The sequence below is a fragment of the Micromonospora noduli genome (genome assembly GCF_003264475.1).
GTDB lineage: Bacteria > Actinomycetota > Actinomycetes > Mycobacteriales > Micromonosporaceae > Micromonospora > Micromonospora noduli.
Map to the genome: position 1 here is coordinate 174,169 of NZ_PYAC01000004.1, position 24,573 is coordinate 198,741.

Annotated in this window: 27 protein-coding genes and 2 tRNA genes; 13 read left to right on the plus strand and 16 right to left on the minus strand. The window is 69.3% G+C overall.

The features are described 5' to 3' along the window. Nucleotides 1-3 precede the first annotated feature (3 nt). From MED15_RS08085 to MED15_RS08105, 5 genes are all read right to left on the minus strand, one after another. Nucleotides 4-195 (minus strand): hypothetical protein, encoded by a 192-nt coding sequence (locus MED15_RS08085; RefSeq protein ID WP_146754768.1) that lies wholly within the window; start codon nucleotides 193-195, stop codon nucleotides 4-6. A 95-nt stretch (nucleotides 196-290) separates the two neighbouring features. Next, complete coding sequence (locus MED15_RS08090; RefSeq protein ID WP_112735208.1) at nucleotides 291-599, minus strand: hypothetical protein; 309 nt, start codon at nucleotides 597-599, stop codon at nucleotides 291-293. A 91-nt stretch (nucleotides 600-690) separates the two neighbouring features. Further along, entirely contained in the window at nucleotides 691-1,575 is an 885-nt protein-coding gene (locus MED15_RS08095) for a hypothetical protein (protein WP_112735210.1), read from the minus strand. 42 nt (nucleotides 1,576-1,617) lie between these two features. Further along, nucleotides 1,618-2,337, minus strand: a complete 720-nt coding sequence (locus MED15_RS08100) for a hypothetical protein (RefSeq protein WP_112735212.1) — start codon at nucleotides 2,335-2,337, stop codon at nucleotides 1,618-1,620. A 94-nt stretch (nucleotides 2,338-2,431) separates the two neighbouring features. Next, nucleotides 2,432-5,197: an AfsR/SARP family transcriptional regulator gene (locus MED15_RS08105; protein ID WP_112735214.1), complete on the minus strand. Its 2,766-nt coding sequence runs from the start codon at nucleotides 5,195-5,197 to the stop codon at nucleotides 2,432-2,434. 159 nt (nucleotides 5,198-5,356) lie between these two features. On the opposite strand from MED15_RS08105, the gene MED15_RS08110 reads away from it, so the two are divergent. From MED15_RS08110 to MED15_RS08130, 5 genes are all read left to right on the plus strand, one after another. Beyond that, complete coding sequence (locus MED15_RS08110) at nucleotides 5,357-6,211, plus strand: hypothetical protein (protein ID WP_181541622.1); 855 nt, start codon at nucleotides 5,357-5,359, stop codon at nucleotides 6,209-6,211. 38 nt (nucleotides 6,212-6,249) lie between these two features. Next, the gene (locus MED15_RS08115) at nucleotides 6,250-6,882 is read left to right on the plus strand and encodes a dihydrofolate reductase family protein (RefSeq protein ID WP_208646594.1); all 633 of its coding nucleotides are present in this window, start codon (nucleotides 6,250-6,252) and stop codon (nucleotides 6,880-6,882) included. A 57-nt stretch (nucleotides 6,883-6,939) separates the two neighbouring features. Then, nucleotides 6,940-7,392: a hypothetical protein gene (locus MED15_RS08120; RefSeq protein WP_146766701.1), complete on the plus strand. Its 453-nt coding sequence runs from the start codon at nucleotides 6,940-6,942 to the stop codon at nucleotides 7,390-7,392. Nucleotides 7,393-7,732: 340 nt separating this feature from the next. Next, the gene (locus MED15_RS34120; RefSeq protein WP_225855264.1) at nucleotides 7,733-7,924 is read left to right on the plus strand and encodes a hypothetical protein; all 192 of its coding nucleotides are present in this window, start codon (nucleotides 7,733-7,735) and stop codon (nucleotides 7,922-7,924) included. Nucleotides 7,925-8,169: 245 nt separating this feature from the next. Continuing rightward, nucleotides 8,170-8,571, plus strand: coding sequence for a hypothetical protein (locus MED15_RS08130; RefSeq protein WP_112582525.1), 402 nt, complete (start codon nucleotides 8,170-8,172; stop codon nucleotides 8,569-8,571). Nucleotides 8,572-8,577: 6 nt separating this feature from the next. Here MED15_RS08130 and MED15_RS08135 read toward each other — a convergent pair whose 3' ends face one another. Then, on the minus strand, nucleotides 8,578-9,282 hold the full coding sequence (locus tag MED15_RS08135; protein ID WP_112735222.1) for a nucleoside/nucleotide kinase family protein: 705 nt from the start codon (nucleotides 9,280-9,282) through the stop codon (nucleotides 8,578-8,580). An 88-nt stretch (nucleotides 9,283-9,370) separates the two neighbouring features. On the opposite strand from MED15_RS08135, the gene MED15_RS08140 reads away from it, so the two are divergent. Continuing rightward, nucleotides 9,371-10,012 carry a hypothetical protein gene (locus MED15_RS08140; RefSeq protein ID WP_112735224.1) on the plus strand — a complete coding sequence of 214 codons (642 nt, stop codon included), beginning with the start codon at nucleotides 9,371-9,373 and terminating at the stop codon, nucleotides 10,010-10,012. A 37-nt stretch (nucleotides 10,013-10,049) separates the two neighbouring features. Here the strand turns inward: MED15_RS08140 and MED15_RS08145 are convergent, their stop codons facing one another. Beyond that, nucleotides 10,050-10,409, minus strand: a complete 360-nt coding sequence (locus tag MED15_RS08145; RefSeq protein WP_112735226.1) for a hypothetical protein — start codon at nucleotides 10,407-10,409, stop codon at nucleotides 10,050-10,052. 217 nt (nucleotides 10,410-10,626) lie between these two features. Between MED15_RS08145 and MED15_RS08150 the strand changes: the two genes are divergently transcribed. The 4 genes from MED15_RS08150 to MED15_RS08165 all read left to right on the plus strand — a co-directional run bounded on the left by MED15_RS08150 (nucleotide 10,627) and on the right by MED15_RS08165 (nucleotide 13,663). Next, entirely contained in the window at nucleotides 10,627-10,980 is a 354-nt protein-coding gene (locus MED15_RS08150) for a hypothetical protein (protein ID WP_146766702.1), read from the plus strand. A gap of 497 nt (nucleotides 10,981-11,477) precedes the next feature. Continuing rightward, on the plus strand, nucleotides 11,478-12,290 hold the full coding sequence (locus MED15_RS08155) for an RNA ligase family protein (protein WP_112735230.1): 813 nt from the start codon (nucleotides 11,478-11,480) through the stop codon (nucleotides 12,288-12,290). 135 nt (nucleotides 12,291-12,425) lie between these two features. Then, nucleotides 12,426-12,989 (plus strand): hypothetical protein, encoded by a 564-nt coding sequence (locus tag MED15_RS08160; RefSeq protein WP_112735232.1) that lies wholly within the window; start codon nucleotides 12,426-12,428, stop codon nucleotides 12,987-12,989. Nucleotides 12,990-13,090: 101 nt separating this feature from the next. Further along, nucleotides 13,091-13,663, plus strand: coding sequence for a hypothetical protein (locus tag MED15_RS08165; protein WP_112582518.1), 573 nt, complete (start codon nucleotides 13,091-13,093; stop codon nucleotides 13,661-13,663). A 275-nt stretch (nucleotides 13,664-13,938) separates the two neighbouring features. On the opposite strand, the gene MED15_RS08170 is transcribed toward MED15_RS08165, so the two are convergent. Beyond that, nucleotides 13,939-14,475: an SUKH-4 family immunity protein gene (locus MED15_RS08170; RefSeq protein WP_167457622.1), complete on the minus strand. Its 537-nt coding sequence runs from the start codon at nucleotides 14,473-14,475 to the stop codon at nucleotides 13,939-13,941. Nucleotides 14,476-14,893: 418 nt separating this feature from the next. Between MED15_RS08170 and MED15_RS08175 the strand changes: the two genes are divergently transcribed. Next, a complete protein-coding gene (locus MED15_RS08175) occupies nucleotides 14,894-15,685 on the plus strand; it encodes a hypothetical protein (protein WP_146766703.1) in 792 nt (263 codons plus the stop codon). A 324-nt stretch (nucleotides 15,686-16,009) separates the two neighbouring features. Here MED15_RS08175 and MED15_RS08180 read toward each other — a convergent pair whose 3' ends face one another. Together MED15_RS08180 and MED15_RS33200 are read right to left on the minus strand one after the other, a co-directional pair. Then, a complete protein-coding gene (locus MED15_RS08180) occupies nucleotides 16,010-16,711 on the minus strand; it encodes an MFS transporter (RefSeq protein ID WP_146754762.1) in 702 nt (233 codons plus the stop codon). A 532-nt stretch (nucleotides 16,712-17,243) separates the two neighbouring features. Then, nucleotides 17,244-17,702, minus strand: a complete 459-nt coding sequence (locus MED15_RS33200) for a hypothetical protein (RefSeq protein ID WP_146754761.1) — start codon at nucleotides 17,700-17,702, stop codon at nucleotides 17,244-17,246. A 17-nt stretch (nucleotides 17,703-17,719) separates the two neighbouring features. Here MED15_RS33200 and MED15_RS34125 point away from each other — a divergent pair, with 17 nt between their 5' ends. Beyond that, on the plus strand, nucleotides 17,720-17,968 hold the full coding sequence (locus MED15_RS34125; RefSeq protein ID WP_112735237.1) for a tyrosine-type recombinase/integrase: 249 nt from the start codon (nucleotides 17,720-17,722) through the stop codon (nucleotides 17,966-17,968). 14 nt (nucleotides 17,969-17,982) lie between these two features. Here MED15_RS34125 and MED15_RS08190 read toward each other — a convergent pair. The 4 genes from MED15_RS08190 to MED15_RS08205 all read right to left on the minus strand — a co-directional run bounded on the left by MED15_RS08190 (nucleotide 17,983) and on the right by MED15_RS08205 (nucleotide 21,756). After that, a tRNA-Ile gene (locus tag MED15_RS08190) sits at nucleotides 17,983-18,059 on the minus strand. A 121-nt stretch (nucleotides 18,060-18,180) separates the two neighbouring features. Beyond that, nucleotides 18,181-19,419 (minus strand): FAD-dependent oxidoreductase, encoded by a 1,239-nt coding sequence (locus MED15_RS08195; protein ID WP_112735239.1) that lies wholly within the window; start codon nucleotides 19,417-19,419, stop codon nucleotides 18,181-18,183. Next, nucleotides 19,409-21,526 carry an MMPL family transporter gene (locus tag MED15_RS08200; RefSeq protein WP_112582513.1) on the minus strand — a complete coding sequence of 706 codons (2,118 nt, stop codon included), beginning with the start codon at nucleotides 21,524-21,526 and terminating at the stop codon, nucleotides 19,409-19,411. The genes MED15_RS08195 and MED15_RS08200 overlap by 11 nt, the downstream gene beginning before the upstream one ends. Nucleotides 21,527-21,683: 157 nt before the next feature. Further along, nucleotides 21,684-21,756, minus strand: a tRNA-Asn gene (locus MED15_RS08205). A gap of 261 nt (nucleotides 21,757-22,017) precedes the next feature. Between MED15_RS08205 and MED15_RS08210 the strand changes: the two genes are divergently transcribed. After that, nucleotides 22,018-22,422 (plus strand): hypothetical protein, encoded by a 405-nt coding sequence (locus tag MED15_RS08210; RefSeq protein ID WP_112582512.1) that lies wholly within the window; start codon nucleotides 22,018-22,020, stop codon nucleotides 22,420-22,422. A 64-nt stretch (nucleotides 22,423-22,486) separates the two neighbouring features. Here the strand turns inward: MED15_RS08210 and MED15_RS08215 are convergent, their stop codons facing one another. Beyond that, a complete protein-coding gene (locus MED15_RS08215; RefSeq protein ID WP_112582511.1) occupies nucleotides 22,487-23,494 on the minus strand; it encodes a sugar phosphate isomerase/epimerase family protein in 1,008 nt (335 codons plus the stop codon). 212 nt (nucleotides 23,495-23,706) lie between these two features. Then, the gene (locus MED15_RS08220) at nucleotides 23,707-24,210 is read right to left on the minus strand and encodes a sensor histidine kinase (RefSeq protein WP_112601520.1); all 504 of its coding nucleotides are present in this window, start codon (nucleotides 24,208-24,210) and stop codon (nucleotides 23,707-23,709) included. Nucleotides 24,211-24,573 lie beyond the last annotated feature (363 nt).

Sequence of the window (24,573 nt, forward strand, 5' to 3'; positions counted from 1 at the left end):
GACTCACGCTGACTTCGTCTGGTCAGCCAGGTGAACGAGCACCAAAGCCGTTCTCTTGTCCGGTTGCACGAAAGCGGTGCGGATCAGGTACGTGCCACGAGCCAGGTCCACGGTGAGGTGGGTGGTGTGCTCCAGCCCGTCGCCGGTATAGCCGGAGTCGAACAACTCGGCTGACCCGCTGGAGACGCTTGTCACCATGCGCTCCCGCAGGCCGTCTTCGCCATCAAGGCTGTCGATCCTAGAGGCCGACGTCGCGGCGGACCGCACGGCGGGCGTCGTGGTCGACGGGCTCAGTCCTCCGGTTGTTGACCCGTGGACGGCCCATCGGACTCAGCCTGGCGCTCGGCCTGCCAGATGGCGTGGCCTTTGAGCAGGTATCCGATCCAGTAGATCGCGAAGAGGATCAGGAAGCACGCGAAGAACACTCCCGAGATGATGCTCGCGAGGACGAACCCTTCCCCGCCGTCGGCCATTCCGCGCGCCGCGAAGCCAACGAGGCCGAAGAAGAAGAAGATGACCATGTAGAGCGGCAGGGTTGAACTGTCTGCCGGGTGGGACGCGCGAGGCGACCACGGGACGCGAGGATCGTTGCTGATCATCTGCCGAGTATGAGCGGCTCACTCCAGCGTGGAATCCCGCTCCGCGTCAACCGAAGGTCGAGGCGGAGCGGGACCGTCGACGGTCTACCCGTCAGAACCCGCCCCATTTCTTGGCCGAGCATTTCCAGGTCTTCCCGCCATCCTGCGAGACGCAGAACACGAGGATCTTGCCGAGGATCGGAAGGTTGAGGCTGAAGAGGTGGCCCTTGGTCTTCGCGTACACAACGCCGGACTTCTCGGCGATGTCGGCCAGCGCCCACCCGGGGTCCGGCCCGTCCACTGTCGCCACCCGGCGCATCGACTCGACGTCCTTGCCGTCGAGGAGCATCTTGATCTCGTCCGCCGAAGGCTCGCCGTCGCCGATCAGCGTGTCCACCGTGTACGGGCCGTCGACGGCGACGCCATTGGCCTTCTCGAAGGCGGCCTTCGTCTCCCCCACCGTGGTGCTGCCGGCGAGGTCGAGGGTGAGGATCAGATCGCCCGTCCGGCGCGACAGCAGGCACTGCCAGATGGTCTTGCCCGACGCGACGCACATGGTCAGGCACCACTCCCGGCCGTCGGGGGTGGACGAGGAGAAGAGCAGCGAGGTCGCCGTCCCGCTGTCGCCGCTGCCGTCGTACGCGCCGTCGGCGAGGTCGGCCATGGTCGTGCCGAGGACGTCCCGGCTGCCCGGAATCGTGCCGACGACCTTGACACCGTCGACCTCCTTGCCGGCAACGAGCGCTTCGAGTTGGTCGCCGGTGAGGGTCCGCCCGCCGGTGTCGACGGCCAGCACCTTGTCCAGGTCGCCGACGGGTCGGCCGGTCAGGTCCTCGAACTGTTGAAGCATCGCGCCCGGGGCACCGGGGTGGTCGGTGATCGTCGTCCGGGCCTCCCCCTCGGCGGCCTGCGACGGTGCGTACGAAGCGGTCAGCCCGACGATCAGTGCGGCCGCGACGATGGTGGCGCGCCTGGTGATGTCCCGCAGAGTTGTCATCCTGTCCTCATCTCGGTGATCGGTGTCGGCGGGGTGGGCGGGCTACCAGCGGCATGTGACGATGTCGCCGAAGTCGTTGGGGGACCCCAGGTCGCAGTGGTCGTCGATCCACTCACCGATCTCGCCGATCGTGTCCACGATCCAGGCGATCGCCGACTTGATAGCGCCCCAGATGCTGAAGTAGACGACTGTCGTCTCGGGGGTGCCGCCGGCCTCGTCGATGACGTCCTTCGTCGACATGGCGGCGTTGGGCTTCTCGATGATGTCCAGCACCCGTACCCCGGTGTCGTCCTTGCCGGCCAGCAGCGCCTCGACCTGCTCCGGGGTTCGCTCCTTGCCGTCGTCGACCGCCACGATCGCGCGGTCGATCAGCACCTCACGGCTGCCGCTGATGGCCTGGGCGATGCCGGTCATCTCGCCCACCGTGAGGTCGTTGCCGAGCGCGGGGCCGGTGAACCGCCGCACCGAGACGGCACCTGCCGGGTCGATCCTGATCTCGCCGGCCGTGATCAGGTCGTCCGGTCCGAACGGCGCCCAGGCGAACGTCCACTGCCCGGCGACGCAGCGGAACTGGCCGTACTCCCGGCCCTCGGGCGCGGTGTCGGTACGGACGACTTCGCCGCGCTCGTCGACGTGCTGGACCACGCAGTCGGCGCCCTTCTGCGGCGGCTTCTCGGTCTGGGCCACGGCGGCGGAGGACATGGCCAGCACCGTCCCGCTGACCACCCCGATCACCGCGAGGCGGTGTGCCAAACGACTCATCGAACGCTCCATTCCTGGTGCGGAAGAAACTGGTGTCCGAAGAGTGGCGGGGCGCGCTGAAGCGGCCCGGAAACGGCGCTGAAAGCGGGGTACGTCAGTGCAGCCGCGTGGCGTCGAGCTGGTCGAGGTCGGCGCGGATCGAGTCGGCGTCGGCATCGCCGAGCTCGTCGAGGATGGTCAGGGCTCGGCGCCACGCGGCGCGGGTGGCGCCGAGGTCGCCGAGCGCCCGGTGGCTGCCGCCGAGGTTGACGTACGTGCTGGCTTCGGCGTACCGGTCGTTGACCTGCGTGAAGAGTTCGAGGGCGTGCTCGTAGCAGGCGATAGCGCGCCGGTCGTCCCCGAGCTGGTGGTGGGCGTGGCCCAGGCTGTCCCAGGTGTCGGCCTGCCCCTGGACGTCGTCCACCTCCTGCAACATCCGCAGCGCCTCGCCGCACGATTCAAGGGCGTGGTGGTAGTTGCCGAGCAGCGCTTCCTGCCAACCGACAGCGTTGAGGGTGTACCCCTGCCCGGCCCGGTTTCCGGTCCCCCGGAACAGGGTCAGCGCCCGTCGGGAATGGCGCAGCGCCTCCTGGTGCTGCCCCTGCCGCTCGGCCAGTTGACCAAGGTTCAGGCAGGTGTGCGCCCGTCCGGCGTCGTCGCCGACGTCGGTGAACAGATCGAGCGCGCGCCGCAGGTGGTCATCGGCCTCGTCGTACCGTCGGAGCCGGGAGCAGGCGAGACCGAGGCTGCGGTGCGCGTGGCCCTGCCCCGCCTGATCCCCGATGCGGGACGCGGCGGCCAGAGCGATCTGTTGCGTGCCGAGCCAGTCCTGCCAGTGCCCCTGCCGGTGCAGGAAGCCGGCCATTGCCCAGGCGAGCCGCCAGGCGCGTCCCTCGAACCCGGACCGCGCCGCGAGCGGTACCGCGGCGAGCAGGACGGGGACCTCGGTGGTGAACCACGACGCGGCGGCCGAGCGGCTCCTGGGGCGCTCCGGCGTCACACCCGCCCGGGGTGGCGGGAGGCTGATCGCGCTGAAGTGCGGGTGCAGTGCCAGGTCGGCGGCGTGGGCGGTGTGCAGGCAGTGGTCGAGCAGCCGGTGAATGGCGGCCCGACGCTCGGCCGGCGGCTCGGATTCGTCGGCGAGGCTGGCGGCGTACGCGCGCAGCAGGTCGTGGAACGCGTAGCGCCCGTACGTGTGCTCGGTGAAGAGGTTCGCCCGGGTCAGCTCGGTGAGCAGGGGGCCTGTCGCCTGCCCGTCGACGCCGGCCAGGCTGGCCACGGCGGGGGCGGAGACGTCCGGGCCGGGGTGCAGGCTCAGCAGTCGGAACAGCCGGGCCGCGGGTGGGCTGAGCGTCCGGCACGACCAGGAGAAGACCGCCCGTACGTCGGTGGCCTCGTCGCCTGCCCGGAAGGCGTCCAGGTCACCCAGTTCGCCGGCGACGGCGGCCAACGAGAAGTGCCGGTTGGTGGCAGCTCTGGCGGCAACGATGGCCAGGGCGATGGGCAGCCGCGCACACCGGTCGGCGATGGTGTCGGCCGCGGCGGGTTCGGCGGCGACCTGGCGCTCCCCGAGCCGGCGGACCAGCATGTCGCGGGCTTCGCCGGGGCTCAGCAGGTCGAGGGGCACCGGTTGGGCGCTTTCGGTGACAACCAGCGGAATGAGCTGGTCGCGGCTGGTGACGATGGCGAGGCAGTCCGGTGAGCCGGGCAGCAGCGGCCGGACCTGTTCCGCGTCGCGGGCGTTGTCCAGCACCACCAGCAGTCGCTTGCCCGCCACCGTCGTGCGGTACAAGCTCACCATCGCGTCCGGGTCGCGGGGCATCCGGGCCACCGGAACGCCGAGCGCCTCCAGGAAGCCGTGCAGCGCTCGCGCCGGTTCGGTCGGTGTGGCCGCCGGGTCGAAGCCGCGCAGGTTGACGTAGAGCTGCCCGTCGGGGAAGCGTTCGGCCGCACGGTGCGCCCAGTGCACGGCGAGGGCGGTCTTGCCGACGCCGGCGGTCCCGGACACCACGACGGCGCCGCCCCGGTCGACCAGCGCGTCGAGGGCGGCCAGCTCCGCGTCGCGTCCGGTGAACGTGGGTACGGGGGGAGGTAGTTGCGCCGCGACCCGCATCGGTGCCGCCGCGGCCGGTGCGGCGATCGCGGTGTCCTGGCGCAGGATGGCGCACTCCAGGTCGCGTAGCCGCGGACCCGGGTCGAGGCCGAGGTTCTCCCGCAGGTTGTCGCGCAGCCGCCGGTACGTGGCGACCGCCTCCCCCTGTCGGCCGTCGCGGTACAGGGCGAGCATCAGCTGCGCGTGCAGGTGCTCGTCGAAGGGGTGCTGTCGGACCAGCCGTTCCAACCCGGGGACGAGGCCGGCGTGCTCACCGACGGACAGCCGGGCCTCGGCGAGCGATCGTTCGGCCTCCAACCGTAGGCGTGCCAGGTGTTCCGCCTGCTCCTCGAGCCAGGCCGACCCGGCCACGTCGGCCAGCGGTGGGCCCCGCCACAGGGCCACAGCGGCCGTCAGGTGCCTCACCTGCTCGTTGCGGTCCGTCGAGCGCCGCGCCAGCTCGATGAGGCGCTCGGCGGCCTGGACATCCGTGGAGTCCGGCCCGGTGTCGAGCAGATATCCGGGCTGGCGCGCGACGATCGACAGGGGCTCGCCGAGGACCGCGCGTAGGTAGGAGACGTGGCGTTGCAACGTGTTCGCCGCGGTGGCCGGTAGCTGATCGCCCCAGACCACGTCGATGAGCCGGTCGATGCTGACGACACGGCCCGCGTGCAACGCCAACGTGGCCAGTACCGCCTTGCGGCGCACGCCGTTCACCGCCTGTGAACTGCCGGCGACGACCACCTCCACCGGCCCGAGCAGCCTGACGCGAACGCCCGTACCAACCATCGAAATCACCGAATCAAACTAACGTCCCCAGCCCAGCAAACTCGATCTATTCGTCGCGTAATGGACACGATCGACCTCGCTCCTGCGGGGATACCAGCGGGCAGCGCGCACGGGCCTCGGGAGCTAACCTCTAGCGCACTACGGCAGGGAGGTGCGCCGGTGAGCCATCGGCTGCGGCGCGGCGCGCTGATGCTGCTCGGTGCGGTGTTGCTGGGCACTGTCGGCCTGAGCCTCGGCACCTGGTACGGCGGTCGCGGCGTCACACCGCCCAGCGACGACCAGGCGCAGAGTGTGGCAGCGCAACTGCTTCCTGGTGCGGTGCCGATCGATTCGGGTCAGGTCGTGCATGGCTACCGGTGGGGAGTCCATCTCGCTGCCGACGACCTGGGCTCGGGCCGGGCGTCCTTCTGGTACGACGATGGTGACGACTGTGGGCTCTCCGAGCAGTTCCGGCGCAGCGCCGGGACGCAGGGGTGGCAGGGCCTCCGCCGCGTCCCCGGCTACCTGTGTGACGGCTGGCGGGCTGAGCGCGACGGACTGACTGTCGCGCTCGAATACTCCGCGAGCGGGACGGAGCTGACCATCGCACCGGCCGCGCCCGGCAAGCTCCTACCCAGCACGGTCGGTGGCACCCTCGCCGGTGCCGCAGCCGGCGCGGCGCTGTTCGGGTGGGTGGCACGGCGACGTCGGCCCGTACCCCTGCTGGTCTGCACCCTGGTGACGGTTGGCCTCCTCCCGGGCGTCGCCCTGACCTGGATGGTCCTGGGCCCGGGCATCGTCACCGAGCCGGTCTGGCCCGTCTGGCCCGCTCTCGCTCCCCTGTTGGTGCCCCTGTGGCTCGTTCTCCTCCTGGTCGGCGTGTATGCCTTCCCGAAACGCGAGACCGAGACCGACCCCAGCTCTCGGGTCACGGTGGTGGTGGTGAGTGTCGCGTGCGCCCTGGCCCCCGTGGTGATGGCCGCCGCGCTGCTGTTCATGTTCGTTGGAGCGCAGCCCGCTCAGGAATGGCCGTAGGCTTGCCTCTCGCCCACGAGTCGCCAATGGAGAGCGCTGTGACCACACGTATCGGCAAGGTGATCGTCGACCAGACCATCTCCGCCGACGGGTACTCGGCCGGGCTCAACCAGAGCGAGGAACGCCCGTTCGGCGACGACGGCGGTGACGGCTGGGGCCGTGGGCTGCACGCCTGGATGTTCGACGCCGCTGAGGAGAACCAGGCCGAGCTCGACCAGACCACACTCGCCTCAGCGGTCATCATGGGGCGCAACATGTTCGGCCCCGTGCGCGGCGAGTGGGATCGGCAGTGGAACGGCTGGTGGGGTGACAACCCGCCCTTCCACAAGCCGGTGTTCGTGCTCACCCACCACCCGCGCGAGCCACAGCCGATGGAGGGCGACACCACCTTCCACTTCGTCACCGACGGAATCGAGTCGGCGCTCGCGCAGGCACGCGCGTCGGCCGGTGGCGGCGACATCCTGATCCACGGCGGCGCGACCACCATCAACCAGTACCTCGCCGCCGGTCTGGTCGACGAGCTGCGGCTGCACATCGTGCCGCTCACCCTCGGCACCGGTGTGCGGCTGTTCGAGGGCGTCCCGCCGCTGAACCTCGAACAGATGACGGCGCGTGCAGCGAGCACGGTCCTGCACGTCACCTACCGCGCTCTCGTCACTCCTTCTCGGTAGCCTGCCCGACGAGCCGGCGGAGAGCCGTAGCGGCAGAGTCGTACGACGGAGGATGCGTTGTCTGCTATCGCGTCACTGACAGTGGTCCCCAGGGACAGCATCACCGAGCTGGCCCGCCTGGCCCGCACATCGCCGTCGTCGTTCCGCGCGTACCTGGCCGAACACGGGAGCAGGGCACGGCAGGAGTACGACTGGTCCGGCTACTGCATGCTCTACGTTCTGACCTATCTGGAGGAGCGCGGCATCGACCTGGAGCCGTCGGAGTTCAATGCCGAGTCAGAGGCCATCAACAGCGCGTACGGCCTGACCACACTCATCACTCCAGCCCTGGGGCTGTCGGAACAGCTCGACCCCGGCGCGCATCGCGAGGAGGAGCTGGTTGCCCACTTCGAGGAGATGGGGATGGACTTCGAGGAGAGCGGCGCGGCCGGTCTGGACACGCTGAGGCTGTTGCGTGACAGCATCTCCGAACTCCGCGACGACCAGGTGTTGCTTATCAATATCGGCTGAGGCCGACTCATCCAGGCGGTGTCACCACCGCGCGAATAGGTTGGCAGGGCCTGGCCGTGGTGTGGCAGGGTGCTCGTCATGACTCAGCCCCGAAAGGTCCATGGCGCGTAGGTCACCTGGTGCGCTGCGCGCACTGTTGAAGTCGGCCGGGCGGAATGCGGGCAAGCTCCGCCCCATCGATGGTCTGTCGAACGCCGCGAACGCGGCGATCGTCAGGCTCGAAGGCACCCATCCGGGTTTCGTTCCGGTAGCGACCGCGCTGGCCGGCTACCGTCGCGCCATTCGACGCTCGGGACGGTGGCTGGATCTAGGGGATGACTGTCCCTGTCCGGGTTGCGATGTGTTGTACCAGCGAGACGTCCTGGGCGACGCGATGCGCCGACTGCCAACGGCCGCCTCCCGTGAGTTGCGACGTGTCGTCGACCCGCTGGACGAGGAGTTTCTCCGGAAGACGCTGCCCGACCCCCGAGCTGCCGAGCTGAGTCCGTGGCACGCGCAGGCGTGGTGGCGGCAACGGATGAGGGATCGGTGACGGCAGCAGGGGCTGGTACGGCAGCCGCAAGCCGGTTTGGCTCATGCGGCGGCGTCCCTCCTGGCCCACGCGTTCGAGTCCGGCCACGGCCAGCGCACCGCACTCAATCTTCTACGGGGCCACCTACGAGGTGGAGCATTCAGCGCACCCGCGAGCAGAGCCAGGGTGACCCATAGGTGTAGAGCCAACGCCTGCGACGTGGTGGCATCGACCGTTGTAGGGTGCGTGCCGTGGGATATTCGGTGATGCCCTCAGGCCGTCTGAACCTCCCGGAGTCGGAGGACGCCGCTGCGGTCGCCGCTGTCCAGGCCGCCCTGGCTGAACGCGGTGGTTGGTACAGGCCGGGTGAGTTTCCGTCGGATGGCACGCTGGTCGACCTGGCGGATCCGGCCAGGGCCACAATCGTCCGCGACGGAGACTGGATCGAGTTCGGTTACGACGACGAGGGCGACCCCAAGTGGTCGGACCAGACAACGGCCTTCTACGTCGCGATTGCGCCGTTCGTTCGCTCGGGAACCGTCCAGATCGAGGGCGAGGACGGCGCCCGCTGGTCGTACACCTACGCGAACGGGCAGATCACCCAACAGGGTTGGAACGGTTGGGATGGGTCCATCGAGCCGTTCGGCGAGTATGTGGACCACCCGTAAGCGCTGTCACTCACCGGCCGCCAGGACTTCGGAGTCTCCTTGCCGGGCAGTCTCCCAGCCCGGCCGCTGCGGCTCGTCGTTGTGCACGACGATGTCGGCGTACTGGGTGGGGCGGGCCGTAGCGAAGTAGAGCTGCTGCGAGGGGATGTAACGCTCGCGCCAACGCCGTTCGATGTCGGCCCGGGTTGACACCCGGCACTCTCGGATCACGGCACGCTCCACGGTCCTCTCCAGTGCCGTCGACACGAAGATGCGCAGGTCCCACCGATCAATCAGTTCCGGGCGCAGGAGGAAGACGCCGTCGAAGACGAGCACGGCGTCGGCCGGGGCGGCCGTGACCGGCGGGGACAGCGCGGCATCCGCTGTGCGGTCGTAGACCGCGGGTTGGAAGCGCCGATCTCCGCCCGGCCCGAGCGGATCGAGCAGAACCCGGTTCAGCGCGTCGTAGTCGTGGGTGTCGTGGTAGCAGCCTTCGGCCGAGTACTCGCCGCGCGGATAGCGCTGAGCCCGGGGGAAGAGGAAATCGTCGATCGTGGCGCGGATGACATGGCGGCCCTGTTCACGCAGGACGACAGCCAACTCGTCGGCGAGGGTGGTCTTGCCGGCGGCGGGCGGCCCGTCGACGGCGACCCGCGTCGGGTGGGCGACAGTGACGGAGCCAACCGCCTCAGCCAAGCGCCCGAGCAACTCGTCGCGGGTGCCTTGAACCATGTCCTGCCCCCTTCCTCACGTGGACCGCCCGGCTGTCGGGCCGGATTTGAACCCCATCGAAGTCGGTCACATCACGTAGGGTCTCCCGATGGTCGCACGGTTCCTGGCGTACCTCCGCCCGCCGCTTGTCGTCTGCGGACACCTGGTTGCCCTGGTGTTGCTCGTCCTGGACGCGCGCCGTGAATGGAGTGCGTACGGGCTTGTCATGCTCATCCTGTTGCTTGGTGCGCTTGCCGTGATACCAGCGGCGTTGGTCGACTCGCCAGGGTTCCGGCTGGTCAGCCTGGTTGCACAGACCGTCGGAGCCGGCGTCGTCGCGTTGGCTCTCCATGACTCGGCCGACAAGCGGGCTCTCTGGGTGTACGCGCTGTCCGCCCTGGTGGCGGTGATGTCACCGGCCAGCCGGCCAGGGCTTGGCCGGACGACAGTTATCGGCGTGGGGACGGCAGTGGTGCTCACCATCGGCGTGTCGGCTCCAGCCCTGGCCTGGGGTGGTCGTCAGCCCGAGGCGATGGTTTGTGTGCGGCAGGGGCAGTCCGCTGAGGAGCTGGTGCGCGAGAGCCACCGCTTCGACCCGGATCACGTGGTTGCGGGCTTCGGGTCAGAAGGGCCGCAAGCGCCGTGCCTGGAGGTGCTGTTCGATCCCGGTGCCACCGCTGGCGACGCCGACGACGTCGTCCGCCGCTACTCCGTAGACCCGAGGGTCTCGTCCGTCAGCCGGACACGCTGACACTCAGCGCACAGGTACCCCGGACCTCTGGCCGGCGCTACCCCTCCGCCGGCAAGTCGTGAAACCACCGGTGGGACGAGGCGGGTACCAGCAACAGGCCGACGATTACTGCCGCACCAACGATCTGCAGCAGCCCTGATGCACCAGCCTCGGTGATCGTGACGACGCCGTACCCCACGCTGACAGTCGAGAAAACGGTCGTCCAAAACCGGGCCCGCCCGCTCCCACGCCACAAGCCGTAAGCCAACGCCAGGAGAAGAAGTACGCCTATCAACCCGGTGGCCACGGATGGACCATCTGCAAACATCATCGAGGCCGGGATGGCGGCGCCCACAAGCAAAATCACGGCGGCGACGGCGACCGGCACAGGAACGCGTCGCTGACTCTGCTCGATCATCGGCTCATGCTAGGCGTCGTTCGCCCCGTCCACTAGGCACTGACCGCCGGCTTCAATCAGGCGATGGTCACGTGCCGACAGACGACCCGCCCCGCGGTGCCGCTCCCGGCGTACGCCCTCTGGAACTCGTAAGGACTGGATGCGGATCGTGCCGTTGGCGCGGGAGCCCGAAGCGGCGGCTTGAGATCCGTCGATGTCCAGCTGTAGCGTTCTGCCAGTGGGACGGCTAGTGGACCGGCACCGTGATCTCGCAGGGTGGTTGGTGACGCCGCTGTTCACCCTGGTAGCCGCTCCAGTGTTGGCCTGCCTCGTCGGGGTGTTGGGAAGCCTCGGGGACCACAACGGCCCACCGGCGCTGTGCAAGGAGGCCATGGCGGAGAACATGTGCGAGGAGACCAGCCTTGGGGTGGTCGGCGTACATGTGGTCATCTCAGGCGTCATGTGGTTGCTGCTCTGGGTCATCCCGTGGTGGCGAGGCCTTCGCACGGTGCGCGTTCTGCTGGCCGTCGCTGCGACCGTCGTTCTCGTACTCGTACCAGTACGGATGTTCAACTGGTTCTCGCAAACCTGACAATCGCGCGTCGCCGCATGGCTGATCATCCGCGTGCCGGCCTACAGCGGGCTGCGCTGGCCGTTGCTTGCTGACCGGCCGCATGTCGCAGTTCGCCCGAAGACGGTGGAGGCGGCCGGTTGACGCAGCGATGTGGTTCCTCTGCGCTGGACTATCGCTCCTGTTGCTCGCAGTGGGCTACCTCGGACGTCTCATCGGCGCGTTCGGACCCGCAACAACGTGGACGCTTGCGAGCGTGGCGCTCGTGTTCCTCGCACTCGGCCTCGTCAGGTATCGGCCACGCGACAGCCGACGTGCCCGGTCTTCGCACCTGACGTAGCCAACTTCTACGCCGCTGCCAGTGCGGCCGATATGGCTCGCTTCGCCACGACTGTCGGGCTGACCCGGCACCAGCGCAGCTTCCGGTACGGAGACGTTCGCTTGGACACCACGATCCACTCCGCCTATTTCTGTTATGCCAATTGACACAACACCATGCAGCTCCTAGATTCTCCGATATGGATGAGGTCAGATGGCCCGGACGGCCTCGCAAGACCCCCGGCCAGCTCGCCAGGTGGACTCCACCGGAGGGCTGGTCGCGCCTTGTCGCCTGGCTCTCGCCAGAGGAGAAGAGGGCGCTCAAGCACGTCGCCGTCGAGGCCGACGTGGCCGTGGCAGATCTGGTCCGTGCGCTGGCCAGCGGTCTGGCCGACGGGGCCATCACCGCCGAGGAACTGATCGCAAAGGTCAGAAGAGGGGCACAGGTCATGGAGAAGATCCCCACACTGTTCGAACGCGACGAGCACTTCCGGGTCGTCGACCGACCCAGGCCGGACTGCGCCTGGGTGTTCGACGGCGAGGGCGCCCCAACCGAGAAGCTCGACGGCTCCAACGTGCGCCTCACCGTCCGCTCGGGACATCTGGTGCGAGTCGAGAAGCGCCGCAACCCCAGCAAGGTGCAGAAGCAGGAAGGGATCGTCGATGGGTGGTATGTCGACACCGACGATCACGCTGCGGAGGACAAGTGGATACTGGCCGCCGCCCGCAACACCGACGTGTCGGACTGGCCCGACGGCGAGCACGCGTGCGAGGCGCTCGGTCCCCGCGTTCAAGGCAACCCGCTCGGCCTGGAAAAGCACACATGCGTGCCGTTCAACCTCCGCGTGCCCGCCCTGCCGGACGCGCCTCGTAGCTACTCCGAGTTGCGGGGCTATCTAGCCGCGCTGGAGAGCCGATTCGCGCCGGGCCACTTGGCCGAGGGCATCGTGTTCCACCACCCGGATGGCCGGCGCGCCAAGATCAAGCGTAAGGACTTCCCCCTCAGCGCGTGACCACTCGCCGTCACCCCCACAGTGCCCAGGGTTCGATGGGAAGACGGCGGGAAGTCCGTGGTTGTCGGGCAACGTCCGCGTTTGCGGGCAGCCTTGGCTGTACGGATGGCTGTATGCCACGACTATTTTGGTCCGGTGATCGAGATCCTGGACAACCTCGACGTCCTTGCCCAGCCCTTCCTTGATCTTCGGACGCTGACCCTCGCCGGGGTCCACTACGGATCGAACGCAGCTGACTCCATCGACCGAGAGCGGATCGAGCAAGTCACCCTCTCCCCGATCGTTCACACGCAGAAGAGCGGTGATGGCATCACGCCCGAATATTACGATGCAGGCGGCCAGCGGATCACTCTCGACGAGGTAGTCGGCAGCGTTATCGACGCTGGGGGCATGCTGCACATCGCTGGCAACATCAGCTACAAGATCGCGGGCGGAACCGTGGTCGGCTTCGCCTTATACGGTGCAGAACGCGGCCCACTGGCCTACTTCAGTTCGCTGCGGTCGCATGAGGAGTTCCTCACCGAGTTCGGGACACCCGACAGCGTCGAACGCAATGAGGCTTACGGCGAACTGTTGGGACTCCACAACTACTACTGGGGCTCGAAGAAGCAGGCGTACTGGGACAGCTGGGACGAGCGGTTGTCGTCGGTGAATCTGGGCGACTACGACGGGAACCACGGGCCCAGGCAAACGCCTTGAGCTTCGACCAACAGCCGTGCTGGGCTACGTGCAGCTCTACGGCCGGGCGACCTGCTGGTGTAAAGAGGCCCTAGGCTGACGCCCATGTTGGGGAGCACGCAGTGATCGACCTGGACGAGCACAACAACCAGTCGGCGAAGTCGGGTACCCCCGCCCATGACCGCTCCGTGCTCAGACAGAAGGTGCCGCTGCGGCTCCTCGCCGCCTTCGCGGTCGGCGTTGTGCTTGGCGGCTTCGGCTTCAGCCAACTGCGAGACTCGCGTGATCAGCGGGACCGGAACGCCGTGGTCGCACTCGTGGCCTTCCCTCAATCGGCCGACTCCGGAAGCGCAGCCTCCGAGGGATCCGTCCGACTGTCCGGGTATTTGGCGTTGGCCAACGGCGGTCCCGGGCCGAGCACCGTTCGTGGGGTTCACGCAGAGAGGCCGGGCGTCGTTATACACAGCATCGGAGCGCCCCGGCTGTTACCCCCTGGCAGCACCGGTCAGCTCGCGGTCGAGCTGTGGTTCGAGTGCTCGGTCGCACGCCTCCAGCGAGAGCCGCTGCCTCTAGGGTTATCCGTCGAGACCGATGACGAGCAAGGCAGGAAGGTCAGCTACCCCGTCGCTCTCGTAGGAGACGACTGGGAGCGCGATGCTCTGAGCAAGTGCTCAGGCATATTCGCGGTGGGCTGACGCGTAACAGGCCAAGGCCAAGCGCTGGAGCGGATCTCCTCATCGGGCAAGGGTGCTTGGTCGTCCGGAGCAATGGCCGGCCAGCGCGGCCCGCTTAGGGGCCGCCTCAATCTGATAGAGCGGAATTCGGCAGTGCGGGGTTCCGTCAGATGTCCTCCGTCGGGTGATGCCCGACAGTCGTCCGCCAACTGATCTGCGACAGCCCGACGCGCGGATCGCGAGTAAGAGACTTGGTCCAGGATCGCTGTGCGGCCACAAGACGATGCCTGCGTCGGTCAGTAGAGCCACCGGTCGAGCACTCCGGGCCAGAAGTGGGTTGTATGGTCGCCGTCCCCGAACGCGGGCGGGTCAACGGCCTTGATCCGCTCCAACAGGTCGGCGAGTTCCGCGAGTGCTTCGTCTTCGGCCTGTCCGTCTTCGTCCCAGCGGTCGATGACGGTTGAACTGGTCAGCCAGCTACCAACCATGTGCAGCGAACACAGCCAGTGGGTGATCGTTGAGTTGACGAACCCGGTGCTGCTGCCGTCCGACGACCAGATCTGCACCTCACCGGTCCCCGGCGCGGCACCGTACGCCCAGTCCAGGTCATCGGCGTTCGCCAACCGGTACATCGTCGGCTCTGCCTGAAACGACACCGCACTCACGAGGTCATCGATCAGCGGTACGCCGGAGGAGACCAGCGCGGCCTTCTGCGGCTCGGGAAGCCGCCACGTCGCCACGTCCAGCTCGGTAGCACGCACCACCCGCCCAGTACCGGCCCAGGCCGTGACCGCCTCGAACGCCGGAAGCAACGGAAGATCATCAATGGGCACGCCAATGAGGGTAGTCCGGCCACGGTTCCAAGCCAGTGTTCGTTGTACCGACAAGGCATCCGATCATTGACAGATTCGTGCGTCCACGCCCGAGGGCCTGCTGCTCCAGTTCGTGGAGCCGTCGCACTTCGACTGGCGGAGATCTGTCGCGCATCTCTTGTCGGACGACAGCGGGTTCCGTCGGAACTTGCGAGATCTCGATGGCCCTCGCTCGAAGCGATCGGCTCAGGGCCCCGTCCGCGACCGCACTGCACTGCACTGCACTGCACTGCACTGGAGCCTGCCACCGCCGTAAGACGTGAACATCTGGAACGGACGCGCGAGGTCAGCCTTGCTCGGCGTTGCTAACGTCGGGGCGACGTCCGGAGGGGCCAACGGGGAGGACGACGCCGTGGCCAGCAGCGGGAGTGCAGCGGCCTTGGCGAATCGGCGTGCTCGCGCGCCGATGGTCGTGATCGGCAGCGTCGTCGCGTTGGCCGCCCTCATCGCGCTGGGGTACCGGCTGGGTACCGACCCGCGGGTCGAGCAGCGAGAGGGCGACATCCTCGTGGCGCTGGCTCCGGGAACCTTTCTGGTGCTGTCCTGGCTCGTCCGCCTTGTGCAGTGGTGGGATGCCGCTCGTGCTCCCGCGAGGCGCGTCATGGTGACCGCGCATCTGGCGCAGTCGCCGCAGCCGGGAAGTGCGGGGCGGGTCACCGCTGCGGCGGGCGCCGTGAGCGCCGCCGGCGGGATCGACGCCGGCCCCAAGGGATACTCCGTGTGGCTGACGGTGAGCGGCCGGGACGGCGGTTTCCTGCACCAACGCGTCGTCTGGGAACCGTGGTTGCGCGAGCTGACCAGGCCGCGTCAGGCCACGGTCCGGCACGGGTCCGGCGTCAGCGTGGTCGACGTGGCCGGGTACGGGCGGCTCTGGCCGGCGAGTCTCACGCTGCGCCGTCGTCCCTACGGAGTCAGACTCATTCCGTTCCGCAAGGCCCAGAGGTTGCCGAAGGAGAACAACCTCTCGCACGGTCGTCTGGCCTGCCTTCTTCTCCTGTTCGTCGCGCCCGGCCTGGCCGGCGCCGTCACCCAAGGCGCGTGGGCGCTGCTCGGGTGGTGGGTGGCGTACGTCGTCGCCTCGCTGGTCGCCACCGGAGCCTGGTTCGGCATCATCCCGCCCGGCGTGCTTCCGGAAGCAGCCCGTCGGGGCCGCGCCCCGACGACCTCGTGACCACGGACGCGATCGAGCGGACAGGCGGCGGCCTCGGCCAGCTCCGCGAGGCGCTGCTCGGCAGCATCGCCAGGAAAACGGCTGGTGGGGCGGGCGGGACTGGAACCCGCGACCGAGGGATTATGAGATCAGATTGCCCGCTTCGTCGACCTGGACGCTTACGGTTCTAGCAGCGGAGACACTTCTCGGCACCTCACACCGCTCCCCCGCCTACCGTCGACCTCTTGCGGACTGGATGCGGACTACCAGGCGCGGGGGCGGCAGTCGGTGTGTGGAGCGGTCCCTGCGGTTGGAGGGCGACGGCGTGTACACCGCCTGGCGAGGTCAGGACTGACGGAGGCGTCGCTTGCGCCGTCGCCGCCGGGCTCGACCACGGCCGGTCTCGGAAGTCTCGCGAGGACGGCGCACCACGGGCTTCGCCCTCAGCGGCCGTCCAGCGAGCATGCAGGCCACGGCGGTCATGGTGAAGACCACGAGCCAGATGGGCACCGCGACCGAACCATCGACGTCGTCCGGCAGGCGGGGATCGACCAGGCCCTCCGGGTCCCGGATCACCGTGACCCGCGCGCCGACCTCGCCTTCAGGATTGTGGCTCGCACCGATCTCCGCGCCCGGCCACACGCTCAACTCGCCGGGAATGCGTGTCCCCTCCAGATCCGCCAACGCGTAGTAGAGGTGGCGCCCCTTCTCCCTACCGTCGCGTACCTGCGTCACGGTGGCCTCGACCCGCTTGCCGCGCGCTTCGAGGACGGCGGTGTAAAAGCCCATCGCGCTGGCGAACATGAGCAGCCCGGACAAGAGCCACGCCAGACACAGCAGGCCCATCCGGAGAGGTTGTGCGGGGGCGGTCACGAGCGCCGCCGCCATCAAGGCGAGGCACCACAGGATCGTGCCCGGCAGGGCCGCCACGTCGGCGCGGATCCACGTGGTCGCGACCAAGGCGCCGCCGAGTCCCGACACGACGGTCAACACGGCCAGATACGCCGCACCGAGCTGATTCACCAGCCGGAAATTGCGAATCGACACGAGCCGGAGTGTAGAGCGCCAGTACAACGCTGCACGGCGCGCGGGATTCGCTTCGCCGGCCGCTGGGTGGTGCAGTTAACTGAGGTTAGCGGTGAGTTACGAGACACCCCCCTTGGCCGAAGGCGGCCGCCGGTCTGCCCCCATCCCCCGGATAGGTGCCAAGGACTGCGGCGCCCGGCCGGCGTCAAGGGTGGCCGGAGGCCATCGGCGTGCCGACGCGAAGCGCCCTTGACGCCGGCCGGGCGGCGTAGAGGATCAGGCACCCGGGGGATGAATCACCCCTGGTCCTCGTCGTCATGAACCGCGGACAGCGCCAACGCGATTCGAGGGCATGCAGCTCTGCTGCGCGGCAGCGATCGCCCCGCCCTCGACGGAGAGCAACCCCGACGGCGATCGTCCCGCCTCAGGCCTTCATGCTCTTGGTGCTCGGCAGCGTGGCCGGCCGGCCCGGCCGATGCCGGCCGCAGGTCGCCAGCAGGCCGGGGCCGGGCCGGCGCGGCCCGCTTTGCGGGCCGCCTTGATTCTTAAGAGGTCAATTCGGCAGTGAAACCGGCTCGCCAAGCTGTGTGCAGTAGGTCAGGGTGGCGTCGTCGTGGGTCTTGCCACGCGGCCACCTCCTACCCTGCGGATCGCTGCCTTCCGCTGCTCGGACTTGCCTGATGACTTCGGCTGGTCCGGACTTGGTGATGAGGGCGAGAACTTCCGGCCAGTCTGCGAGTGCGAAGCGGTCCGCGATGCGGCTTGCCCCATCACTGAGCAGGACGGCGCTGGTGAGGTCCTGGATTGGTCGGCTTCCGGTGAGGGCTTCGGATGCTGCCTGAGCGTCGCCCGCGGCTACCCAGAAGCCGCCGGGCTGGTTGCGGTGGGCGCGCAGAGCTTCGATGTACTCGCGTCGGGCTTGATCGTGTTCCGGCGTTCCGTTGACGGCGCCGTCCATGGCAGCGCGGTAGTGGCTGCCGACGATTGCTTCTCGGTCGTCGGTGACGACCACGGGGGCGTCGCCGGCTGCTGCGGCACACGGCGGCCAGTCTGGCGGTGGCTGAGGGCGCCAACGTGAAGGCGGTGCAGCGGATGCTCGGGCACGCCTCGGCGGCGATGACGCTGGACGTGTACGCGGACCTGTTCGAGGACGACCTGGACCAGGTGGCGGACCGCCTCGACCGGGCGGCGGGTCGTGCGGCTGCGGACTCAGTGCGGACTGAGGGCGTTGGTCCGGACCTCGATGCGGTTCGCCCGGGTCGTCGGCAGCATGGCTGACCAGGGAAAACGGCTGGTGGGGCGGGCGGGACTCGAACCCGCGACCGAGGGATTATGAGTCCCCTGCTCTAACCGGCTGAGCTACCGCCCCGAACACCGCGCCGGATCTTATCCCGCTCGGCGGTCAGCAGCCAGCATCGAGCCGGCCGGCGCCCACGCCTGCGCCAGCACGATGGGCAACAGGAATATAACAGCGTGCTCGGGTACGCCGGTCAGCCGGCGCGCAGCTCGTCCAGCACGGCGCCGGCGGCGCGCCAGCCGCTGGTGAGAGCGCCCTGGATCGATGGGCTGTCCCGGTGGTCACCGGCCACGAACAGGCCCTCCCCCAGCGCCACCGGCTTGCGCAGCCGTCCCTGTGGCGGCGGTGCGGCGGGTAGCGCCTCGGGGATGGCCACTGTGGTGAGGTGGGTCCAGTCGGCGGTGGAGCGGCCGTACAGCCGGGTCAGCTCGGCCCGGATGGTCGGCTCGGGTGGGGCCGTCGGACCGACCACCGAGGTGGCGATCAGGTGCCGTCCGGCGGGCGCGTACGTCGGGGCGGCGTTGCTGAGCACCACGGTGTTGGCGACGAGTTCGCGTCGGTCACCGTCGACGAGCAGGATCGGCTCGGTGAGCGGCGGCTCGGGCGCGCTGTGGTAGTAGGTGGTGTAGCTGTGCATGCGTACCGTCGTCAGGGCTGGCAGCAGCGCGGCCGCGGCGGGCGGGTCTACGGCGACCACGACGGCCCGGCAGCGGATGTCGCCGGCCTGGGTGCGGACCCGGCCCGGAGTGACCTCCGCGACCGGGGTGTCCAGGTCGAGCAGGTCGGCGGGCAGCGGCGCGGCGACGGCCCGGGGCAGCGCGGCCATCCCTTCGGCGGGCAGGCCGATCCGGCCGCGGGCGAAGGAGCGCAGCACCATCGCCAGCACGTGACTGGAGGTGGAGAGTTCCCGCTCGATGAACACACCGGACAGGAACGGTCGCAGCAACTCCTCGATGATCGCGTCGGAGAGACCTGCGCGGCGCAGCGCCGTCTCGGTTGTGGCTTCCGGCGTGGCGAGCAGTCGGGACGCGGGGAGGGTGGCGCAGCCGGTGGCGAGGGCGGCGAAGCGCAGCCGGTCGAGCAGGGAGCCGACCCCGGCGAGCGCGGTGCCGGGGCCGCCGGTCGGCTCGCGCAGCGGGTTGACCAGCCGCAGCAGCTTGTCGCCCTTGCGGACCAGCACACCGGAGGTGAAGTAGCCGAGGTTGAGCTGGTCGGTGTCGAGCAGCGTGCCGAGCCGGGGGTAGGCGGTGTTGAGCACCTGGAACCCCCGGTCGATGAGGTGACCGTCGACCACGTCGGTGGCGACCCGGCCGCCGAGCCGACCCTCGGCCTCCACCAGCCGCCAGGGCACGCCGGCGCGGTGCAGCCGGCGGGCGGCGGCGAGGCCGGCCAGGCCGCCGCCGACGATGACCACATCGGTTTCAGCCAGCACCGCGTGCCTCCCGCTCACCGTTCGCCCGGGACAACCGGCCCGGCCACCAGATCTTCGGCCCGATGTCGTACGCGAGTGCGGGCACCAGCAGCGACCGGACGATGATGGTGTCGATCAGTACCCCGATCGCGACCGCCGTACCCAACTCGACGAGCACCACCAGGGGCAGGACGGCGAGGGCGGAGAACGTCGCGGCGAGCACGATGCCGGCGGAGGTGATCACCCCGCCGGTGACGGCGAGGCCGGCGAGCACGCCGGCGCGGGTGCCGCGCTTGACCGACTCCTCGCGGACGCGGCTCATCAGGAAGATGTTGTAGTCGATGCCGAGCGCGACCAGGAAGACGAACGCGAACAGCGGGAACGACGAGTCCACGCCGGGGAAGTCGAAGACGTGGCGGAACAGCAGCGCGCAGAGGCCGAGGGTCGCCGCGAAGCTGAGCAGCACGGTGGCGATCAGCAGCAGCGGGGCGAGCAGCGCACGCAGCAGCAGGGCCAGGATGACAGCGATGACCACCAGCACCACCGGGATGATGACGTTCTGGTCGCGCTTGGCGGCGTCCGAGGTGTCCACGTTGATCGCGGTGAAGCCGCCGACCACCGCGTCCGCGCCGGGCACCTGGTGTACGGCCACCCGCAGCTCGCGGATGGTCCGCTCGGCGCCGTCGCTGTCGGGTGGGTCGGCCAGGGTCGCCTCCAGTTGCACCCGCCCGTCGACGACCTTCGGGGCGGCGTTCGCCTCGGGTGGGCCGGTCTGCGGGCCGGCCGGAAGAGGGCGGACGTCGGCGACCCCGGGTACGTCCTTCGCGACCTGGGCGACCTGTCGGGCGGTCTGCTCGGTGGTGAAGATGGTGGCCGGGCTGCCGGTGCCGGCCGGGTAGTGCCGGGAGATCACCTCTTGGCCGTCGACCGAGTCGGTGCGCTGGGTGAACAGGTCGGACTGGCCGAGCGTGGTGGCGCCGAGCTGGGTGAGGCCGAGGGTCAGCAGGGCCAGCACGACGGCGGTGGTCAGCCAGATCGGGCGGGCGTGCCGGGCCACGAAGCCGGCCACGCGGCTCCAGATGCCGTGTTCGGCCCGCGGGTCGGCCTGGTCGGCTCGGGGCCGTCGGGGCCAGAACGCCCACCGTCCGCCGAGCACCAGCAGCGCGGGTAGGAAGGTGAGCATCACCAGCAGGGTGGCGGCGATGCCGATGGCGGCGACCGGGCCGAGTGCCCGGTTGGAGTTGAGGCTGGACAGCAGCAGGCAGAGCAGGCTGACGATGACAGTGCCGCCGGAGGCGATGATGGCCGGCGCGGCGCCCTTCCAGGCGGTCTTCATGGCGTCCCACGGCCGGTCGTGCCGGTGCAGCTCCTCCCGGTAGCGGGCGATCAGCAGCAACGCGTAGTCGGTGCCGGCGCCGAAGACCAGCACGGTGAGGATGCCCTGGGCCTGCCCGTTGAGCTTCACCACGTCCGCGTCGGCGAGCAGGTAGACGAAGACCGAGGCGAGGGCGTACGACATCCCGGCGGCGAGCAGCGGGAAGATCCAGAGGACCGGGCTGCGGTAGACGATCAGCAGGATGACCAGCACCACGACCAGGGTGACCAGCAGCAGTGGTCCGTCGATGGCGGAGAAGACCTCGATAAGGTCGGCGAGCAGACCGGCCGGGCCGGAGACGTCCACGGTGAGGCCGTCCCGGTCACCGCCGGTGATGTCGCGCAGTTGCTCGACGACAGTGCCGATCTCCTCACCCTCGGCGTCGTCCACCGGTACGACGACCTGGAGTGCCTGGCCGTCCTCGCTCGGGATGGGCGGGGGCAGTGGGGTGACCACGCCGGGGATCTGGGCGAACCGGGCGGCATCGGCGCCCACCCGTTGCCGGTCAGCGTCGGTGATCCCGGAGGGCCGCTCGTAGACGACCAGAGCCGGGATGGTCTGCCGGTCGACGAACTCGCCGGCGAGGTCCTGGGCGCGGGTCGCCTCGGCGTCGGTGGGCAGGAAGGCGGCGTTGTCGTTGGTGGCGACCTCGCTGAGGCGCCCCGCGTACGGGCCGGACACGCCGCCGATCACCAACCAGGCCAGCACGACCGCCACCGCGATCAGCGTGGCCTTGCCGCCTCGTCCGGACATCCGCACTCACCCCAAGGATCGACGCATCAATCGACGCAGCGGGAGCCTCAGTCGACATCGACCATCCTGCCGGGCAAGCAGGCCCAGGGTGGGTGAAACCGTGTCACACACACGAAAACGCCCGTCGGCCGGTGGCTGACGGGCGTACGTGGAAAAGCTCCCCCGATTGGACTCGAACCAATAACCTGCCGGTTAACAGCCGGCTGCTCTGCCAATTGAGCTACAGGGGATCGTGCTCCGCCCGACTTCGGATCTCCCCGACGCCGTGCGACGGGACAAGAGTACAGGACATCCCCCGGTGGCGGTCCAGTGGGTTGCCTCCCCGCCGTCGCATTGACAATAGGGGTAAATCGCCATCCCGGCACAAGCATGCTTGAGCGGGGAGCAGGATGGGTAGTTAGCTGCGGACAGAGGACGCAGGCGCGAACAGGTCGCCTTCCGACGGGGCAACTCGCCGGGGCGACGGCGCGTCAGGTACGGAAGGAGCCGCCATGCGCGGAAAGATCATGTTTCTTGGCGGGCTGGCTGCGGGATTCGTCCTGGGCGCCCGTGCCGGCCGGGAGAAGTACGAAGAGCTCGTGGTCAAGGGCCGCAAGGTGCTCGACCACCCGACCGTCCAGGAGGCGGCCGGGGTCGCGCAGGCCCAGGCCAACAAGCTCTACAGCGAGGGCAAGGACAAGCTCGGCCAGACCAAACTGGCCGAGAAGCTGGGCAACGGCAACGGCAGCACCGGCAAGCAGGAGCTGACCGCAGCCGACGATGCGTTCGCCGGCACGCCCGCCACAGTGGGCGCCAAGGCGGGCACCAGCACGGTCGGCACGACCTCCGGGTCGCCGTCGTCCACGAACCCCCGCACCAAGCCGTCCGGCTCGGGCACGAACGCCAGCACGCTCTGACCAACCGCACGTCGACGGGCCGGTCGCCGCAGGGCGACCGGCCCGTGGTCTGTCCGACGTGCGGTCAGTCCTTGCTGCTGAACGCCGCGTCGAAGGCGGCGCTCGGTGCGTCGAAGGCGAGCCGGCGGACGAACTGCAACGCCTCCGGGGCGCCGACCAGCCGGTCCATTCCGGCGTCCTCCCACTCGATGGAGATCGGGCCGTTGTAGCCGATCGCGTTCAACGCGCGGAAGCAGTCCTCCCAGGGCACGTCGCCGTGGCCGGTGGAGACGAAGTCCCAACCGCGCCGCAGGTCGGCCCAGGGCAGGTGCGAGGCGAGCCGGCCACGCCGGCCATCGCCGGTTCGCACCTTCGCGTCCTTGCAGTCCACGTGGTAGATCCGGTCGGCGAAGTCGAAGATGAAGTTCACCGGGTCCAGCTCCTGCCAGACGAAGTGCGACGGGTCCCAGTTCAGACCGAACGCGGGCCGGTTGCCGATCGCCTCCAGCGTCCGCTTCGTCGTCCAGTAGTCGTACGCGATCTCACTGGGGTGCACCTCGTGCGCGAACCGCACTCCCACCTCGTCGAACACGTCGAGGATGGGGTTCCACCGGTCGGCGAAGTCCTGGTAGCCGCGCTCAATCATCGACGGCGGCACCGGCGGGAACATCGCGAGGGTGTGCCAGATCGACGACCCGGTGAAGCCGACGACCGTCTTCACCCCGAGCTTCGCCGCCGCCCGCGCGGTGTCCTTGATCTCCTCGGCGGCCCGCTGACGAACCCCCTCGGGCTCCCCGTCGCCCCAGATACGGCCGGGCAGGATGTCCTGGTGCCGCTCGTCGATCGGGTGGTCGCAGACCGCCTGACCAACCAGGTGGTTGGAGATCGTGAAGACCTCAAGGTTGTGCTTCGCGAGGGTCTCCCGCTTGCGCTCGACGTACGAGTCGTCGGCGAGCGCCTTGTCGACCTCGAAGTGGTCGCCCCAGCAGGCGATCTCCAGACCGTCATAGCCCCACTCGGAGGCGAGCCGGCAGACCTCCTCGAACGGAAGATCGGCCCACTGGCCGGTGAAGAGCGTGATGGGTCGCGCCATTGTCCTTCTCCCCTGTTGTGATGGGGATTCCTTGTGCGGACCGGGGCGAGGGTGACCGGACGTGCGCGGCACCCGAGCGGTCACCGGTGGGTGCGGAACACACCTGAGCCCGGCGGGTTGCGCCTCCCACCGGGTCACCGGCCACCAGCACGGTCGCCGACCCCCACCTTATTTCCGCAGTGCCCCATCGGGGAAGCCCCGCGGTCGGCCGATCATCCGATCATTTCCTCGGGCGCGGGCAGGACAGCTCGTACGGTGAAGCCGCCACCGGCGCGCGGGCCGGCCGAGAACGTGCCGCCGAGCCGCTCGGCGCGCCTGCGTACCCCGAGCAGACCCCGACCGGCGCCCTGGGTGCCGCCGCCGGACGGAGCGGGGCCGGTGCCCTCGTCGCGGACCTCGATGGTGATGCCCGCGGCGTCGTAGCGCAGGCGGACCCCGACCGGCGCGCCCGGCGCGTGCCGGCACGCGTTGGTCAGCGCTTCCTCGATGATCCGGTACGCCACCACGTCGACCGGGCCGGGCAGCGGCCGGGGTTGCCCGGCCATGGTCCAGCGCACCGGTTGACCGGCGGTGAAGCCCTCCACCAGCGCGTCGAGACGGTTCAGGCTGGGCGCCGGCTCGGACGGGTCGTCGGGCTCGTCGGCCCGGCCCAGCGCACCGAGCAGCTGATGGCCTCGCGCCAGCACCGTCCCACGCCACTGCGCGAACAACCCCATGCAGGTCAAGGTACGGCAGCCAGCTGTGCGCCAACCCCCGGCGTCCCCCGCAACGCGCCCACCCTGTCGGCGCTCTCGACGGCACCGCGTCGACGGGCCGCGTGTCACGGGCGAGATCTGCGTCGGGGCACACACCGGTGCGAGCGCTATACCTGTGAGTCATAACTATGACTCACAGGTATAGCGCTCGCGGGTGACACCTCCCGAGCCTCGCCGCTCCGCCAGAGCCGACGAACCCGGCCGGTCGGGGCACACCCGGCCGGGCATGGTCGGCCGCCCGGACGGGAGGGGCCAACCGCCGCCACCCCCCCCCGCCCAGGCCGTCCGGGCCAGGGCCCCTTTCGGGTGGCCCGTGTTAGGGCG

Bases quoted from the DNA above. Each gene is read 5' to 3' on its own strand.
- MED15_RS08090 (WP_112735208.1), bottom strand. From the start codon at position 599: ATGATCAGCAACGATCCTCGCGTCCCGTGGTCGCCTCGCGCGTCCCAC.
- MED15_RS08095 (WP_112735210.1), bottom strand. From the start codon at position 1,575: ATGACAACTCTGCGGGACATCACCAGGCGCGCCACCATCGTCGCGGCC.
- MED15_RS08100 (WP_112735212.1), bottom strand. From the start codon at position 2,337: ATGAGTCGTTTGGCACACCGCCTCGCGGTGATCGGGGTGGTCAGCGGG.
- MED15_RS08105 (WP_112735214.1), bottom strand. From the start codon at position 5,197: ATGGTTGGTACGGGCGTTCGCGTCAGGCTGCTCGGGCCGGTGGAGGTG.
- MED15_RS08130 (WP_112582525.1), top strand. From the start codon at position 8,170: ATGCCCTCAGGCCGTCTGAACCTCCCGGAGTCGGAGGACGCCGCTGCG.
- MED15_RS08135 (WP_112735222.1), bottom strand. From the start codon at position 9,282: ATGGTTCAAGGCACCCGCGACGAGTTGCTCGGGCGCTTGGCTGAGGCG.
- MED15_RS08140 (WP_112735224.1), top strand. From the start codon at position 9,371: ATGGTCGCACGGTTCCTGGCGTACCTCCGCCCGCCGCTTGTCGTCTGC.
- MED15_RS08145 (WP_112735226.1), bottom strand. From the start codon at position 10,409: ATGATCGAGCAGAGTCAGCGACGCGTTCCTGTGCCGGTCGCCGTCGCC.
- MED15_RS08155 (WP_112735230.1), top strand. From the start codon at position 11,478: ATGGATGAGGTCAGATGGCCCGGACGGCCTCGCAAGACCCCCGGCCAG.
- MED15_RS08200 (WP_112582513.1), bottom strand. From the start codon at position 21,526: ATGTCCGGACGAGGCGGCAAGGCCACGCTGATCGCGGTGGCGGTCGTG.
- MED15_RS08210 (WP_112582512.1), top strand. From the start codon at position 22,018: ATGCGCGGAAAGATCATGTTTCTTGGCGGGCTGGCTGCGGGATTCGTC.
- MED15_RS08215 (WP_112582511.1), bottom strand. From the start codon at position 23,494: ATGGCGCGACCCATCACGCTCTTCACCGGCCAGTGGGCCGATCTTCCG.
- MED15_RS08220 (WP_112601520.1), bottom strand. From the start codon at position 24,210: ATGGGGTTGTTCGCGCAGTGGCGTGGGACGGTGCTGGCGCGAGGCCAT.